This window comes from Vibrio alfacsensis (assembly GCF_019670485.1).
Classification (GTDB): domain Bacteria; phylum Pseudomonadota; class Gammaproteobacteria; order Enterobacterales; family Vibrionaceae; genus Vibrio; species Vibrio alfacsensis.
On the sequence record NZ_AP024166.1, the window covers coordinates 1,038,560 to 1,052,933 of the forward strand.

Genomic DNA, 14,374 nt, shown 5'->3' on the forward strand with positions numbered 1-14,374 from the left:
CTAATTTAGTAGGCTATCTCTATATCCGAGCCGTGTTATCTAGACTTAGCGTCTTGGGTATAATAACGTCATAAATCTAGGAGGTATTATGCGAATCATTATCTTACATGGTCTTTATATGCATGGGCTGGTCATGCAGCCTCTTAGTCAAAAACTCAAAAAACTTGGGTATGAAACTCGGGTTATTAGCTACAACACGGTATCGATCCACGAACCATCATTGTTCGATTCGATCGATCAGGCGCTCAATCCTTTGACGGCGAATGTATTAGTTGGACACAGTTTAGGGGGCTTAATGATCAAGCGTTATCTTGCAAGTCGACAGCCTACTACCAGCCTAGTCTCCCATGTGATTGCGATAGGTTCACCACTAAAAGGGGCATCCATCGTGTCACGCATTCAAGATCTAGGCTTAGGTGCAATTTTGGGAAACTCACCCTACCATGGCCTCAATAAACATGAAGACGTATGGCGCTTCCCGCAAAAGCTTGGCAGCATCGCAGGGACAATGGCGATTGGAGCAAGGCCGATTCTAATGCATCGAGACCATACTCTTTCTGATGGCACAGTCACCGTCGAGGAAACACGTTTGGATGGCATGCAAGATCACATTGAAACCAAACAAACGCATACCAGTTTGATCTACAACACGTTCGTTCCTGCTCAAATTGATCATTTTATCCGCACTGATCGTTTCAACCGATAGCACAAATTTCCACCATTTAGTCGTATACGGCTTTTAAATTTCTAATCTAAACAGTAATATCGTTACTCCGACACCTCATTGGGAAGTGTCGGAGTCATTATGTCTGATCTTAAAGGTCAGGTTTTATGTTCTCAGGGCGGGGCGAAATTCCCCACCGGCGGTATACTCTTTAGAGTGAGCCCGCGAGCGCTCGATTCGTCGAGGTCAGCAGATCTGGTGAGATGCCAGAGCCGACGGTTATAGTCCGGATGAAAGAGAATAAGAAAGCATTCGAGTACTTCTTCGACATCGTATTTACTTAACACCTTGTTAGTTTTATACGCTGTTATGTGGATAAGCTCAGTGCGCTTCTTTTTGGATCGCGTTTATCTGTCGCGAGTAGTTATTCCACCTGTTGGATAACAGCTCGTGATTGCGTGTTATAAACAGCGATCCCTCATACCGCCCTGATTCTGGTGATATTTAGGAGTTAACCATGAATCAGTCATCACTACTTGCCGAATTCGGTAATCCAATTACTCGCGTTGAAAACGCACTTATTGCACTTAAAGAAGGCCGTGGTGTGCTGCTGCTTGATGATGAAGATCGCGAGAACGAAGGCGACATCATTTATTCAGTTGAGCATCTTACCAATGAACAGATGGCCCTGATGATCCGTGAATGCAGTGGTATTGTTTGCCTTTGTCTAACAGATGCACAAGCAGACAAACTTGAACTACCACCAATGGTCGTCAACAACAACAGTGCAAACCAAACCGCATTTACAGTATCTATTGAAGCTAAGCAAGGTGTCACCACAGGTGTCTCTGCTGCAGATCGTGTGACTACAATCAAAACAGCAGCAAACCCAAATGCAAAAGCAGATGACCTTGCTCGACCTGGTCACGTCTTCCCTCTTCGTGCTCGACCTGGTGGCGTAATGACTCGTCGCGGTCATACTGAGGGAACAATCGACTTAATGCAAATGGCTGGGCTGCAACCTGCTGGTGTTCTGTGTGAAGTGACCAACCCAGACGGTACCATGGCAAAGGCACCGGAGATCGTGGCATTTGGCCGCCTTCACAACATGCCTGTACTGACTATTGAAGATATGGTCGCCTACCGCATGCAGTTTGATTTAAAACTCGCGTAATCAATACGAACATACTTATGATAAAGCCGCTGATTCAAGCGGCTTTTTTGATCGATTTCGTTCCGAGATGAGTAGTTATACTTGGATTAACTTACCTACAAATTGAATGGAATGATCAAAATGAAACCAATTTTAGGCCATGCATTATGCGTTACTTTGCTTCTATTTAGTTCTTGGGCATTAAGTGCAAGCTGTCCAGAGATACTTCAAGGCAAACAACGACTACTCAACTCAACAGATGAAGTCGACCTATGTGAAGAATTCAAAGGAAAAACGCTCCTTGTCGTCAACACAGCCAGTCAATGCGGCTTCACACCTCAACTTGAACAACTAGAAACCCTGCATCAAACCTACAAAGATAACAACTTTTCAGTGATTGGCTTTCCAAGTAATGACTTTCGCCAAGACAGAGGAAGTGAAGAAAACACCGCAAAAATATGCTACCTAGACTATGGCGTCACTTTTCCAATGATGGCTCGAACATCGGTACTTGGTGATAACGCAAACCCAATTTTCGCCACGATCAGTTCGCAAGCTGGTATTACACCAAAATGGAATTTCTATAAGTTCTTAATCGATAAAAACGGTAAGGTCATTGCTACTTTCCCTAGTTCAACCTCGCCAATGAGTACTACGCTTACCTCTATCATTGAACAACAGCTTTAGGGAAATCAAAATGACAACAACACGATCTACCATGCTGCAATTGGGGTACTTAGGACTGCTACCTTTTTTATTTAGTTTGATCCTAATTCTCTCTGAAAGGACTTTATTCAACCTAACAGGTCAACAGTTCTTTATCGCTTATAGCGCCGTGATTCTGAGCTTTCTATCCGGGGTACTTTGGGGAAATGCCATTGACCACTACTATCACCGCCTTAGCCGAAATGCGCTTATTTTGAGTAACTTGTTTGTCTTGCTCGCTTGGGGAGCATTGCTTCAAGGGAACAAACACTATGCCATAGCTACGGTTCTTCTCGCGGCGGGCTACATCGCGGTATGGTATGCAGAGAAAATTATCAGGAAAGTTGAAAAAGAAGCGGAACCAAAAGGCTATCAGTTAATGCGTGGTAAGCTCACCTCAGGTGTCGTATTCATGCATGGGCTTGTGCTACTTGCATAAAGGTATTTGCATCAAGGTATTTGCATAAAATTACTCGTATGAACTAACCCACCTTTCATGCCTCATTGCTTAAAAGTGGCGACGTAAATCGCCGCCACTTTTACTTTAAAAATTAAAGCGTAAGCAAGTAGTTCACAAGATCGTTGTATTCATCGTAGCTACGGATTTCATTTGGTAGGACGATGTACTTATTGTTGACAACCACACCTGGAACGCCAGTTAAGGTGCTTTGTTTAAACTGCTTATCAAAACCCTTTTGCATCGAGTTCACAGCAAAACTGTTGTAAGCCGCATCAAACTTCTTCCCGTCTACGCCGTTATCGACAAAAATCTGTTTTAATTCAGCTTCATTCTTAGGCGCTTGATGTTTCTGATGAATTTGAGCGAACATTGCAGGCACCATTTTTTCCTCTACGCCCAAAGACACCATGGTCGCATAAGACTTCGCCATTGGCACCGCCATATCACTCCCCATAAACGCAACATGCACTTTCTCAAAATTTGCATTCTTCGGTAACGCCGGTTTCAAGTTGTCAATGACGGCTTCAAACTTATAACAATGTGGGCAATAGAAAGAAAAGTATTCAGTCACTGTTGGTTTAGTGGCTTTCTCTACATCCAGTACTTTGTAGTGCTTACCTTGCTCAAATTGTGCCGCATGCGCGGTAAATGCGAATAACAGTGTGCTGCAAAATGCGAATAATTTTTTCATGTTTGATCCTTTTAGGCATTTGATAGCCAAAATTAATTCGTTAAGCCTCAACGATGAATCAGAAAATCTACATTGCTCATTTGTGAAAGGCGTAGATGATTCCGAGTTGAAGTTTGTTAATACGCTGCCAGACAACTGGCAGATGATGAATATAAAGGTCAAACAATTGGAGGACGGTACGGCTGATAAATCACCACTACCGCTTTTGGCGTTGGTAGCTTGTCAATCAAGGCAAGCCGATGTGGCAATAACATCAAATCGTCTTGTGATAAATTCGTTGGCATTTTGACAATGCATGAGGAGCTACAACTTGTATGGGCTTGTTGCCCTTTATCAACTTGATGAGCAACGTGATGGGATTCATCACAGTCTGTATTCTCTACAGACATCTGCTTTTGAAATGCGAATTGAAGATCGTAATTTAACCCACTTTCAATTGGAACGGCGGCGGCACGCGCACTTGAAGCCATACTCGTCAGCAACATTGCTAACAAGCAGAGCATCGTCGTCATCCATGTACGGTTAAAACTCAACATAAAACATCTTCAAAATATGGTGAACCCTCATCATACATAATCCCGCTTTGCACACAAGCCAGTCAGCCCCGTTACCCCCACAAAAAAGAAAATTCAATATACGATACCGACTACAATCCCGATAACACTTGAAATTGCTATGAAACCTGAGTAATAGTTAGATCAGTTTTTGTACAAACAAGGAAACCTTAATGCTTAAAAAGAGATTTTTTAAAACCAAAGATGAAGTTGAAGTCACGTTCGAGCTAGATAAAAACCAGTGGGAATCGATTCAAATTGCAGGCGATTTTAACAACTGGCAACCAGAACCAATGAAGCTCGTTAAAAAAAGTGGCCAGTTTAAATTTAAAACGCGCTTGCCAAAGGAAAAAAATATTCAGTTTCGCTACCTATTCGATGATGTTGAATGGGAAAACGACCCACAAGCAGACGCTTACGTGCCAAATGATTTCGGTAGCGACAATAGTGTAGTAAGTACACAAACCCAATCCGCGTAAATATCTCTACTCCTCTTTTAGAGTATCGATTTAACTCAAGGCGCACTCATGCGCCTTTTTTCATCTACGATTATGAACAGTGATCACTCACACATTATTGCCAAGTAACATGTTATTACCAGATAGGTATCACGACTAGATACGCCATTGTTGTCATGTGACAACAGTGTTTTACCTAAAGTGATATATATCAACAAAAGGCATTTCCTTAATATATCGCCATCGCAGTGAGACAACTGCTCTCAAACAACGCTATTTTCAAGCAAGAATAAAAAGGAAACAAAAGATGAAAAAACTGATCGTAATTACTGGTGCAAGCTCAGGTATTGGTGAAGCCATCGCTCGTCGCTTAAGCGATGAAGGTCACCCTCTTCTTCTTCTGGCTCGCCGCGTAGAACGTTTGGAAGCATTAAACTTACCAAACACACTATGTGAGAAAGTAGACGTTACAGACAAATCTTCTTTTGAAGCCGCTATCGCAAAAGCAGAAGAGAAGTTTGGTCCAGCAGATGCGCTAGTGAACAACGCCGGTGTGATGTTGCTTGGTCAAATTGACGTTCAAGATGCTTCTGAGTGGAAACGCATGTTTGATGTGAATGTTCTTGGTCTACTAAACGGTATGCAATCGGTTCTAGCGCCAATGAAAGCACGCAACAGCGGTACCATTATTAACATCAGCTCAATTGCAGGTAAGAAAACATTCCCTGACCATGCCGCATACTGTGGTACTAAATTCGCCGTACACGCTATCTCAGAAAACGTGCGCGAAGAAGTTGCTGCGTCTAATGTACGCGTAACAACCATAGCTCCGGGCGCCGTTGAAACTGAATTATTGTCTCATACCACTTCTCAAGATATCAAAGATGGTTATGACGCTTGGAAAGTGGATATGGGTGGCGTACTTGCCGCAGATGATATCGCTCGCGCTGTCGTATTTGCTTACCAACAGCCTCAAAACGTTTGTATTCGTGAAATTGCACTTGCTCCAACAAAACAGCAGCCTTAATTTTTACCGAATAACAAAAAACCGATCCTGTGATCGGTTTTTTTCTATCTATTGTTTTATCGTCAGCGTTTTTAGCACATTTGTTTTTAGCACAAGTGTTCTATCGCAATTATTCTTATCGCAGCCCCTCTCACGCTCAATCTAAGTGCTTATTTCTGTCGATTGAAATTCCAAACAAAGTTGTATAAGTTTCAGTGACCTTTTCAGCTGTCCTGTCACTACTATGAATACTCATCATGCTAAGCCCTCTCTTTTTATCATTGAGGATGACTTCAAACTTCGCAGCATGCTCTGTGATTACTTTGTCACTCAAGGGTTTCAAGTCACATGTATTGATAATGGGACCGACGCACCTGACGCAATTCTCATTTCACAACCCGATCTTGTGTTACTGGATTTAATGCTACCGGGCCAAGATGGACTCAGCGTCTGTCGACAGATTAGAGAGGGTTATAAAGGCAAAGTCCTGATGCTTACCGCAAGTGATGACGATTTTGACCACGTTGCTGCGCTAGAAATTGGGGCGGATGATTTTGTCACTAAACCAATCAAACCAAGAGTGCTACTGGCGAGAATTCGAATGTTACTGCGTCGCCAACCAATAGAGGCTGAGACCGAAAATATGCTCAAAGTCGGTGAACTCGAGCTCAACCGTCTGCGGAAAGTCTGCACATTGCATGAAAAGCCCGTTTTACTTACTGACGGCGAATTTGATCTTCTGTGGGTACTCGCAAGCCATCCTGAACACCCCCTTTCTCGCGAGTGGCTAACAAAAACCTTACGTGGTATTGATTACGACGGCACGGATAGAACCATCGACAATCGAATTGTAACGCTACGTAAAAAGCTTAATGATACATCCACGCCTCCACAGAAAATCGTCACCATACGCGGCAAAGGGTACTTGTTTATCCCTGATGCGTGGGAGTAAAAATGAAGCGCATCTATCTGGAAAGCTTTTTGGGCCTCATCATTCTATTTGTTGCTAGCTTAATTGGTTACGAAGTGATCGTTTACCAATTAAATACCGATTACGACTATCTACTAGAAGAGCACGAAGCCCAAGCATTCCACGAATTTATTTACCCTATCTATCAAGAGAAAGGGGAAGAATATACCGTTAAACAACTTGAAAAATTAGCTACGTCTAGTCATATGCTATTGGTTGCTCAGGAGATGACGCATCTCCCTCCTGAGGTACGAATGGTATTTGAAAGAGCCCCTACCCTAAACACCGCTTTTGACCAAGACCGAAACTTATGGTTTCGTTTTGAACCGGACTCACCGGTTTTTAAACTGAGTGAGAACCCTAACAGCCCAATTATTCAAGCCATTCACTTTGATGATAACGTTGTCTGGGTATTTTTTATCGCAGGCTTCGCCCTCTACTGTGTCCTATTGATTTGGTTTTTGAGTAGACGTATTCGCGATCTCGAAAAAGTGACCATTGATTTCGCCTCTGGCAACTTCCAAGCACGCGCTGAAACGACAAGTGCCAAATCGGTCGGTTCATTGAATCGACGTTTTAACGAAATGGCCGAAAAAGTATCTCGTTTAATCACCAGTAACAAAATGTTGACCAATGCAGTTGCCCATGAACTTCGTACGCCAATATTTCGCTTACAATGGCAAGCTGATTTGTTAGCCGACACCTCCCTCAGCAAAGAGCAGAACAAGTATGTGACGAGCATTGTTGAAGATATTGATGAAATGGAAAATATGGTGGATGAACTGCTGTATTACGCAAAAATGGAGCAACCGGATGCTGAAATTCAGTCCTCACAGATCAGTATAAATTCGTTCATCCAGTCTTTACTACCAAGGTGGCAACGAGAAACCCCTATCACCATTTCTTTGCTTGAGTCGGAAATCAGCGACACGACAATTCTCATCGACCCTAAACTTCTACAGAGAGCGCTAGATAATCTACTGCGCAATGCCATGCGTTATGCTCAACGCGAAATCACTTTAAAAATACGCGATCATCATGAATCATTGTGCATCGACGTTCATGATGATGGCTGTGGCATTGATGAAACAGATTGGCCTCATTTGTTCGATGCTTTCTATAGTGCGCATAAATCTCGCAATAAAAACAGCAGCGGCTTCGGCCTAGGACTCGCTATCGTGAAGCAAATTGTAGAATTACAAAAAGGTTCAGTGTCCGTTGCACATAGCCATTTAGGCGGGGCATGTTTTACCATCTGCCTACCGAAAACTGATTTGTCATTACCCTAACTAGTAACGCAGTAAGCGTAAAATATTTCAATTCTCAGTCATCTTATATCGGGGAAATCTAAGCCATTACATAAACCGACAATTCAATACAATTGAGTGACAGAGGTTAACAATAAAACAGCGTACATTTAAAGCACAATTTCACAGCAACAATGGAACGCTCAAATGTACAAACCTCTTATTCTTATCGCCCTCTCTTCTACACTTGCAGCCTGTGCCTACAATCAAGAACCCGTTGTAGATATGACCAATGTTGACCAAGCAAAATACGAACAAGACTTTGCCTACTGCCAAGGCTACGCAGAAAAAGTCAATAAAGGTGAAGCCGCAAAAGTAGGCGCATAAAACAACGCGGTCACTGGGGCGCTCGTGGGTGCTGTCGCCGGCGCTTTAGAAAATGGACTCGGAGGTGCAGCGGTTGGTGCTGTTGCCGGAACCGCAGTAGGTGCAGGGGCTGGCGCGCTTGGTGGTGCGACAGATTCCACGAAAACCCAATCTTTAGTTCTGCGTCAATGTCTTGCAAAAAAAGGTTACACCGTTTACGACCTCGACTCTTAACCATAACCGATTCATGCAGAGCGAGATTTTTGTTCAAGACTGGGGAAATTTCACAATTGTTTCACGCTCTAGTCCTTATTCTGTCTCTGAATTTAATGCCTTTTCTTTTCGGGGAAGTATCAATATCAACTTCCCCATTTCTTTTGGCGATATAACGCCATATTTGAAAACCAAGATAAACAGGCTTTCGCTTGATTTATAACGTGAGCGTGTCACCTCAGGCATGAAGCTACTCTGGTGTTACGTTGTTGTCAGATAAGAGCCGGTAAGGATCCTCGTTCTATCTGTTTGTACGTTGTGTTTTAGTACTATTTCAGACTGCCATTTATGAAAATAATAAACTCTCCATCTAAAGGTATCTCATACGTTACTTTTACTCTTCTTTTAGCGCTTTATTTTGCGATTGTAGTAAACGTTCCTATCTATAAAGAACTGGTTCACATTCTCTCATCTCTCGAACAAGTAAAAATTGGTTTCATCATTACCATTCCAATCTTCTTTTTTGCTGCGCTCAATTTTCTATTCAACTTGTTCAGCTGGCCCTTATTCAGTAAGCCTTTCTTTATTCTACTGCTCATCACATCAAGTATGGTTAGCTATGCGAGCTATAACTATGGCACTTTGTTTGACACCAACATGATTGCCAACATCATCGAAACGGACACCAGCGAGGCTAGTTCATACCTTAGCACCTATTCCTTTTTGTGGACGGCGATTATGGGCGTGATTCCTGCCCTGCTTGTGTTTAAAGTGAAATTACAACCACAAAAAGGACACTGGATCCGCTTCATCCTGACGAAAATAGTCTCAATGTTAATTTCTTTGATTGTGATTGCGGTCATCGCGGCGCTTTACTACCAAGACTACGCGTCAGTTGGACGAAACAACAGCTACCTTAAAAAGATCATCATTCCCACTCAATATGTATACAGCTCAGCAAGTTATGTAAAAGAGAACTACCTAACCACACCAGAGCCCTACCGTGAAATTGGTGTAGATGCTAAGCAATCCGAAGGTGCACAAGTACAGGCTGCCGAGAAACCGACACTCTTAGTATTCGTTGTTGGTGAAACCGCACGCAGTCAAAACTATCAGCTAAACGGTTACAACCGAGAAACCAATCCGTACACAAGCAAATTGGACGTCATTTCATTCCAAGACGTTGCCTCTTGTGGCACTGCTACGGCCGTTTCTGTGCCTTGCATGTTTTCCCAACTTACCCACAGCAACTTTGATCGCCAGCAGGCCGATAACCAAGATAACGCGCTTGATATCATGCAACGCGCTGGTGTTGATATTGTTTGGGAAGACAATGACGGCGGCGACAAACATGTCGCGCACAACGTGAAGAAAATAGTGATAGACAGAGCGCAGCACAATGCACTTTGCGACGGGCAAACTTGTTACGATATGGCCTTGCTAAAGAACTTTGACCAGCAAGTTTCAGACATGCAAGGAAATCGAGTGATTGCCATGCACCTTATTGGTAGCCACGGACCGACATATTTCCAGCGTTACCCGAAAGATAAAGCCTATTTCCAACCAGATTGCCAACAAGCCGACATAGAAAACTGCAGTGTAGAACAAATCGTCAATACTTATGACAATACCATTCGCTACACGGACTTCGTACTGGCTGAAACGATTGCGAAATTAAAATCACTAGAAGATCGTTACAACACCGCCCTCATTTACATTTCAGACCATGGCGAGTCATTGGGTGGAAACGGTATGTTTCTACACGGCATGCCTTATAGCCTAGCCCCAGACTACCAAAAACGTGTGCCATTAATACTTTGGATGTCACCGGGCTTCAAGCAAGCAAAACACATCAATACCGACTGCTTGAATCAAGAAGCACAAAAGCGTGCGACGCATTCACACGACAATGTGTTCCACTCTCTATTGGGCATTATGGATGTAGAAACCAGTGCCTACGATGGTGCACTAGACATCTTTAAAACGTGTCGCACATCTTAGTGTAACCACCCTAAAATGCCTGACTTGCCTGTCCAAGTCGGGCATTTTTCTTTATCGAAAGCATGAAATATCACTAGCCACCAGCTTACTGAGGTACTTTAGCAATACATAGAAAATTTGTACCCAAGATAGTTACCTCACATCCACTATACTGTTCTCATACGTGACCTGAACTCATCGTTTCAGGCCATATTGTGAAAACGAGCTCAGTTAATTCAATAAGGATAAGAACATGAAGTGGATGTCGATAGTCTCACTGCTTTCCCTATCCGCAATAGTCGTTGGTTGTGGTGGAGATTCTTCCGATTCAGGCGTTTCAGTGAGAGCCCTCAATTTTCAAACGGTTAATTTGGTTGATCAAGGCAGTAGTGGCGTGTCCGATATAAGCGTCAACGCAAAATATAAAGAAAAACAAGAAGTTCTGTATTCTAATCTTCCCCTATATGGTTCATCAGAAAGCGGTGTCATGCTCATTCAAGAAAAAGCCAATAGCTTTGATGTTACTTTTGATTTGATTGAAACTAACTCTCAACAGGTACTTTCAACTAAAACCAAAACGATTACTCCATCGAATCCACAAATCATTTTTGCGTTGGGAGATGCTCGTCGTGACATTTATCAGCTCGTATTTCAAGACACGCCTGACACCATCAATCCTATCAGCCAACAAGTCTCTGTTTTCGTCATGGATGCAAGGCAATTAACTGGAGGTAGTAATATTGATGTTTGGGTTGACGGTTCACAACGTTCATTCAACCTGAGTAAACGAACACTTTCCGATCAAATTATTTTAAACGTTAACTCCTCAGATATTCCCGTAGAGCTTATAGAGACGGGAACCAATACTGTGATTGCCTCGTGCAATATATCTACACAAGAACGCGCGATCATGGTTGTATTCGATTCAAGAGGCGATTGTCGCATTCTTTCCGTGCTATCCCCTACGTTTTAAATCGGTCGTTCGCTTTTTCATCTTTGAACGAGGTATGCATGATGTGCATACCTTGATTCACATTTTATCATTTGCCTCATGGCGTACTTCTCTCTACACTTCGCGCTCTTTTTTCTACTTGAGCGCACAATGTATGCTTTTTTCTCAATCCATTTTCGCTCAGGTGCTGAGAATGTCTGTCATGCTAATTTTGTCATTAGTTATTGTTCACAACTCACCTAACTTATTGGAAATGTTGGCAGAACAAGCCATGAATAGTGGCTGTCATCAAACGACGGGCGACGGCGAACAGCAAGATCATTCTCATCACCACCATCATTAATAAGAGCAATTTATGAGTATTTTCCGATTTCCTGTTCTCGTTTGGCTGGGAATAGGGATTTTGATTATCTGTCTAGGGATAAGACAATCGTTCGGCATTTTTATGATGCCCATTTCAGATTACTTTCATACTGGTCGCGAGTTTTTCAGTTTTGCTATCGCATTACAAAACTTATTGTTTGGCGTGTTCCAGCCATTTATTGGTATGGCTGCTGACCGCTGGGGTGCGAAGCGTATTATCATTTTAGGTGCCATTTCTTACGCTTTAGGGTTATACCTCACCTCGATCGCAGTTGAACCAAGCACGCTGTACTTGTCATTAGGTGTATTGGTTGGCCTTGGTCTTAGCGCCACCAGTTATGTCATCGTACTGGGGGCGGTCGCGAAAGTCGTGCCAGCACAACACGCAGCAAAAGCCTTTGGTTTAACCACGGCCGCGGGTTCATTCGGTATGTTCGCAATGATCCCGGGTGCACAAACATTATTGAACGATTTTGGCTGGCAAGGGGCGATGCAAGCATTTGCTTTGTTATGTAGCTTCATGGTCGTGTTTGCGCTCTTCATGAAAACCGCTAAGCCAAAATCAGGCGCATCAGGGGGCACTCAAGAAGATAACCAGACGCTAAAAGAAGCCCTAAAAGAAGCATTTTCACACAAAGGTTATTGGCTCATTCATGCTGGTTTTTTCGTGTGTGGTTTCCATGTCATGTTCATCGCCACGCATTTACCGAGTTATTTGGCAGATAAGCACTTACCCGCTTCAACTGCGGCGATGGCACTGGCATACGTAGGCATTTTCAATATCTTCGGATCGTATTTCTGGGGTGTAATGGGGGATCGCTTTAACAAACGTCATGTCATGTCTGCTCTGTATTTAATGCGTACGGTCGTGATCGGTGCTTTTGTGACGTTACCCGTTACAGAGCACACTGCAGCCATCTTCGGCGGTGCAATCGGATTTTGTTGGTTAGGGACCGTCCCTCTCACATCCGGCTTGGTTCGCCAGATCTTTGGTGCACGTTACTTATCAACACTTTACGGACTGGTGTTCTTTACGCACCAAGTAGGTAGCTTCCTAGGCGCATGGGTTGGTGGTCGAATCTACGATTACTATGGTTCATATGAGCCAATCTGGTGGTCGACTGTTGCATTAGCGTTCATTGCAGCCCTGATCCACTTACCAATCAACGATAAACCCGTGCCTCGCTTAAGCACGGCGACAGCATAACTTCCGCGCGCTATTTCAATCTGTATTGGCTCTCAATGTTTTTCATTGGGAGCCTTTTTGTTTATGAGCCCCTGTCTCTTTTCATGAAACATAATTTCTTATTTAAGATAAACCGCATCCATTCATCCTCTGTTAAGATTGATGTGACATACTTAACACAAGCTATAAATCAAAAAGGTTTTTAAATGAGAACACTTGGCAACATCATCTGGTTTGTATTCGGTGGCGTATTCATGGGATTGTTATGGTGGTTTTTCGGACTGTTGGCGTTCATCAGTATCATCGGCATTCCATGGGGACGTGCTTGTTTCGTGATGGGTAACTTCTCGTTCTTCCCATTCGGTAAAGAAGCCATTTCTAGAGATGAATTAACCAATGAGATGGACATAGGCACCAGTCCATTAGGTGTGATTGGTAACGTCATTTGGTTTGTGTTTGCAGGTATTTGGTTAGCAATCGGTCATGTACTTTCTGCCGTGGCATGTTTTGTCACCATCATCGGTATTCCGTTTGCACTTCAACACCTGAAACTGGCGGTTATCTCCCTCGCGCCAATCGGTAAAACGGTTGTCACCACAGAAGAAGCAACAATGGCTCGCTATAATATCAATCGTTAATTCTCTATACCCTCTAAGGAACTACCTTAGAGGGTAATTCCAGTCATAAGTAAGCCGACAATCGCCATTACATATTCAATCATCGTTGGTTGTGTGTTCATGCTTTCATCTTAAAAATTAAAGTTAATGCCTAGCTCGACGCTGTTTTCTTCACTGACCTTGGTCGAACCCGGCGATACTCTATGTTCACCAAAGGTGTATTTCACATAAGGTTCTACCCACTTAGGTTTGAATGTAATGCGCACCTCATGGTTAGTACGATGCCCTCCCTCGGTCAGTTTTTTATCGTAGTTATAAGCATAGCCAAGACTGATAAGATCTATCGGTGTGTACGTCGTCCCGACTGTGTTTTTCCACTCTCTTGCCGTATTTTCAAGTGCAGGAAACACTTTACCAACCGCACTCTTTCGCCATTCATGAGAACTGTTGGCGTAAATCATCCAATCGTCACCTAATGCCGTTCCCGTAAATACACCCGCATCATAAACATCGAATAAGTCAGCACGTCCGTAACTCACAAATGCTTCTGTGTAAAACTGCCCGAGCATAATGCCGTATCCAGCCCCCAGTTCAAGGTAGCCTGTGGAGTCAATTTCCGCAGAAATATTCCATTCTTCCGTTGCTTGTAAATAACCACTTGCAGTAACAATCCATTCATCATCGGTGCGAGATGCGTCTAATCCAAACTCTGGCACCTTTTCGTTAGCAGAAAAGCACGGAGCAGCAAACAGCGCGCACAACAGCATCATGGATTTATTCATGGTGAGG

At 43.2% G+C, this 14,374-nt stretch carries 16 protein-coding genes, 1 pseudogene and 1 riboswitch; of the genes and pseudogenes, 14 read left to right on the forward strand and 3 right to left on the reverse strand.

The genetic code is table 11. The annotated features are described in order from the left end of the window. The first annotated feature begins 88 nt into the window (after positions 1-88). From VA249_RS19125 to VA249_RS19140, 4 genes are all read left to right on the forward strand, one after another. Positions 89-706, forward strand: coding sequence for a lipase family protein (locus VA249_RS19125; protein ID WP_221070360.1), 618 nt, complete (start codon positions 89-91; stop codon positions 704-706). Between the two features lie 123 nt (positions 707-829). Further along, a riboswitch (FMN riboswitch) is annotated at positions 830-970 on the forward strand. A 211-nt stretch (positions 971-1,181) separates the two neighbouring features. Beyond that, positions 1,182-1,838 (forward strand): 3,4-dihydroxy-2-butanone-4-phosphate synthase, encoded by a 657-nt coding sequence (ribB, locus tag VA249_RS19130; protein ID WP_221070362.1) that lies wholly within the window; start codon positions 1,182-1,184, stop codon positions 1,836-1,838. A 120-nt stretch (positions 1,839-1,958) separates the two neighbouring features. Further along, the gene (locus VA249_RS19135; protein ID WP_221070373.1) at positions 1,959-2,504 is read left to right on the forward strand and encodes a glutathione peroxidase; all 546 of its coding nucleotides are present in this window, start codon (positions 1,959-1,961) and stop codon (positions 2,502-2,504) included. A 10-nt stretch (positions 2,505-2,514) separates the two neighbouring features. Continuing rightward, on the forward strand, positions 2,515-2,961 hold the full coding sequence (locus VA249_RS19140; protein WP_221070375.1) for a DUF3429 domain-containing protein: 447 nt from the start codon (positions 2,515-2,517) through the stop codon (positions 2,959-2,961). A 112-nt stretch (positions 2,962-3,073) separates the two neighbouring features. On the opposite strand, the gene VA249_RS19145 is transcribed toward VA249_RS19140, so the two are convergent. Together VA249_RS19145 and VA249_RS19150 are read right to left on the reverse strand one after the other, a co-directional pair. Beyond that, the gene (locus VA249_RS19145) at positions 3,074-3,673 is read right to left on the reverse strand and encodes a thiol:disulfide interchange protein DsbA/DsbL (protein ID WP_211916743.1); all 600 of its coding nucleotides are present in this window, start codon (positions 3,671-3,673) and stop codon (positions 3,074-3,076) included. Between the two features lie 158 nt (positions 3,674-3,831). Continuing rightward, positions 3,832-4,209: a hypothetical protein gene (locus VA249_RS19150; protein WP_221070377.1), complete on the reverse strand. Its 378-nt coding sequence runs from the start codon at positions 4,207-4,209 to the stop codon at positions 3,832-3,834. A gap of 191 nt (positions 4,210-4,400) precedes the next feature. Between VA249_RS19150 and VA249_RS19155 the strand changes: the two genes are divergently transcribed. The 10 genes and pseudogenes from VA249_RS19155 (at position 4,401) to VA249_RS19200 (ending at position 13,606) form a co-directional block, all read left to right on the forward strand. Further along, on the forward strand, positions 4,401-4,706 hold the full coding sequence (locus VA249_RS19155) for an isoamylase early set domain-containing protein (protein WP_211916739.1): 306 nt from the start codon (positions 4,401-4,403) through the stop codon (positions 4,704-4,706). A gap of 286 nt (positions 4,707-4,992) precedes the next feature. Further along, the gene (locus tag VA249_RS19160; RefSeq protein ID WP_221070379.1) at positions 4,993-5,712 is read left to right on the forward strand and encodes an SDR family oxidoreductase; all 720 of its coding nucleotides are present in this window, start codon (positions 4,993-4,995) and stop codon (positions 5,710-5,712) included. Positions 5,713-5,935: 223 nt separating this feature from the next. After that, positions 5,936-6,643, forward strand: coding sequence for a response regulator (locus VA249_RS19165; RefSeq protein ID WP_221070381.1), 708 nt, complete (start codon positions 5,936-5,938; stop codon positions 6,641-6,643). Between the two features lie 2 nt (positions 6,644-6,645). Beyond that, positions 6,646-7,950 carry an ATP-binding protein gene (locus VA249_RS19170; protein ID WP_221070383.1) on the forward strand — a complete coding sequence of 435 codons (1,305 nt, stop codon included), beginning with the start codon at positions 6,646-6,648 and terminating at the stop codon, positions 7,948-7,950. 165 nt (positions 7,951-8,115) lie between these two features. Continuing rightward, a pseudogene (locus VA249_RS19175) lies at positions 8,116-8,508 on the forward strand (glycine zipper family protein). 327 nt (positions 8,509-8,835) lie between these two features. Then, positions 8,836-10,488, forward strand: a complete 1,653-nt coding sequence (locus VA249_RS19180) for a phosphoethanolamine transferase (protein ID WP_221070385.1) — start codon at positions 8,836-8,838, stop codon at positions 10,486-10,488. Between the two features lie 232 nt (positions 10,489-10,720). Further along, positions 10,721-11,440, forward strand: coding sequence for a hypothetical protein (locus VA249_RS19185; RefSeq protein WP_221070388.1), 720 nt, complete (start codon positions 10,721-10,723; stop codon positions 11,438-11,440). Between the two features lie 172 nt (positions 11,441-11,612). Then, positions 11,613-11,762 carry a hypothetical protein gene (locus VA249_RS19190; protein ID WP_211916724.1) on the forward strand — a complete coding sequence of 50 codons (150 nt, stop codon included), beginning with the start codon at positions 11,613-11,615 and terminating at the stop codon, positions 11,760-11,762. 12 nt (positions 11,763-11,774) lie between these two features. Continuing rightward, positions 11,775-12,989 (forward strand): MFS transporter, encoded by a 1,215-nt coding sequence (locus VA249_RS19195; protein ID WP_221070399.1) that lies wholly within the window; start codon positions 11,775-11,777, stop codon positions 12,987-12,989. Between the two features lie 185 nt (positions 12,990-13,174). Further along, positions 13,175-13,606 carry a YccF domain-containing protein gene (locus VA249_RS19200; RefSeq protein WP_211916720.1) on the forward strand — a complete coding sequence of 144 codons (432 nt, stop codon included), beginning with the start codon at positions 13,175-13,177 and terminating at the stop codon, positions 13,604-13,606. Between the two features lie 110 nt (positions 13,607-13,716). Here VA249_RS19200 and VA249_RS19205 read toward each other — a convergent pair whose 3' ends face one another. Continuing rightward, positions 13,717-14,367: a hypothetical protein gene (locus tag VA249_RS19205; protein WP_221070401.1), complete on the reverse strand. Its 651-nt coding sequence runs from the start codon at positions 14,365-14,367 to the stop codon at positions 13,717-13,719. Positions 14,368-14,374: the final 7 nt, after the last annotated feature.

Bases quoted from the DNA above. Each gene is read 5' to 3' on its own strand.
- VA249_RS19170 (WP_221070383.1), top strand. From the start codon at position 6,646: ATGAAGCGCATCTATCTGGAAAGCTTTTTGGGCCTCATCATTCTATTT.
- VA249_RS19165 (WP_221070381.1), top strand. From the start codon at position 5,936: ATGAATACTCATCATGCTAAGCCCTCTCTTTTTATCATTGAGGATGAC.
- VA249_RS19145 (WP_211916743.1), bottom strand. From the start codon at position 3,673: ATGAAAAAATTATTCGCATTTTGCAGCACACTGTTATTCGCATTTACC.
- VA249_RS19185 (WP_221070388.1), top strand. From the start codon at position 10,721: ATGAAGTGGATGTCGATAGTCTCACTGCTTTCCCTATCCGCAATAGTC.
- VA249_RS19135 (WP_221070373.1), top strand. From the start codon at position 1,959: ATGAAACCAATTTTAGGCCATGCATTATGCGTTACTTTGCTTCTATTT.
- VA249_RS19190 (WP_211916724.1), top strand. From the start codon at position 11,613: ATGTCTGTCATGCTAATTTTGTCATTAGTTATTGTTCACAACTCACCT.
- VA249_RS19140 (WP_221070375.1), top strand. From the start codon at position 2,515: ATGACAACAACACGATCTACCATGCTGCAATTGGGGTACTTAGGACTG.
- VA249_RS19125 (WP_221070360.1), top strand. From the start codon at position 89: ATGCGAATCATTATCTTACATGGTCTTTATATGCATGGGCTGGTCATG.
- VA249_RS19180 (WP_221070385.1), top strand. From the start codon at position 8,836: ATGAAAATAATAAACTCTCCATCTAAAGGTATCTCATACGTTACTTTT.
- ribB (WP_221070362.1), top strand. From the start codon at position 1,182: ATGAATCAGTCATCACTACTTGCCGAATTCGGTAATCCAATTACTCGC.
- VA249_RS19155 (WP_211916739.1), top strand. From the start codon at position 4,401: ATGCTTAAAAAGAGATTTTTTAAAACCAAAGATGAAGTTGAAGTCACG.
- VA249_RS19205 (WP_221070401.1), bottom strand. From the start codon at position 14,367: ATGAATAAATCCATGATGCTGTTGTGCGCGCTGTTTGCTGCTCCGTGC.
- VA249_RS19195 (WP_221070399.1), top strand. From the start codon at position 11,775: ATGAGTATTTTCCGATTTCCTGTTCTCGTTTGGCTGGGAATAGGGATT.
- VA249_RS19200 (WP_211916720.1), top strand. From the start codon at position 13,175: ATGAGAACACTTGGCAACATCATCTGGTTTGTATTCGGTGGCGTATTC.
- VA249_RS19150 (WP_221070377.1), bottom strand. From the start codon at position 4,209: ATGTTGAGTTTTAACCGTACATGGATGACGACGATGCTCTGCTTGTTA.
- VA249_RS19160 (WP_221070379.1), top strand. From the start codon at position 4,993: ATGAAAAAACTGATCGTAATTACTGGTGCAAGCTCAGGTATTGGTGAA.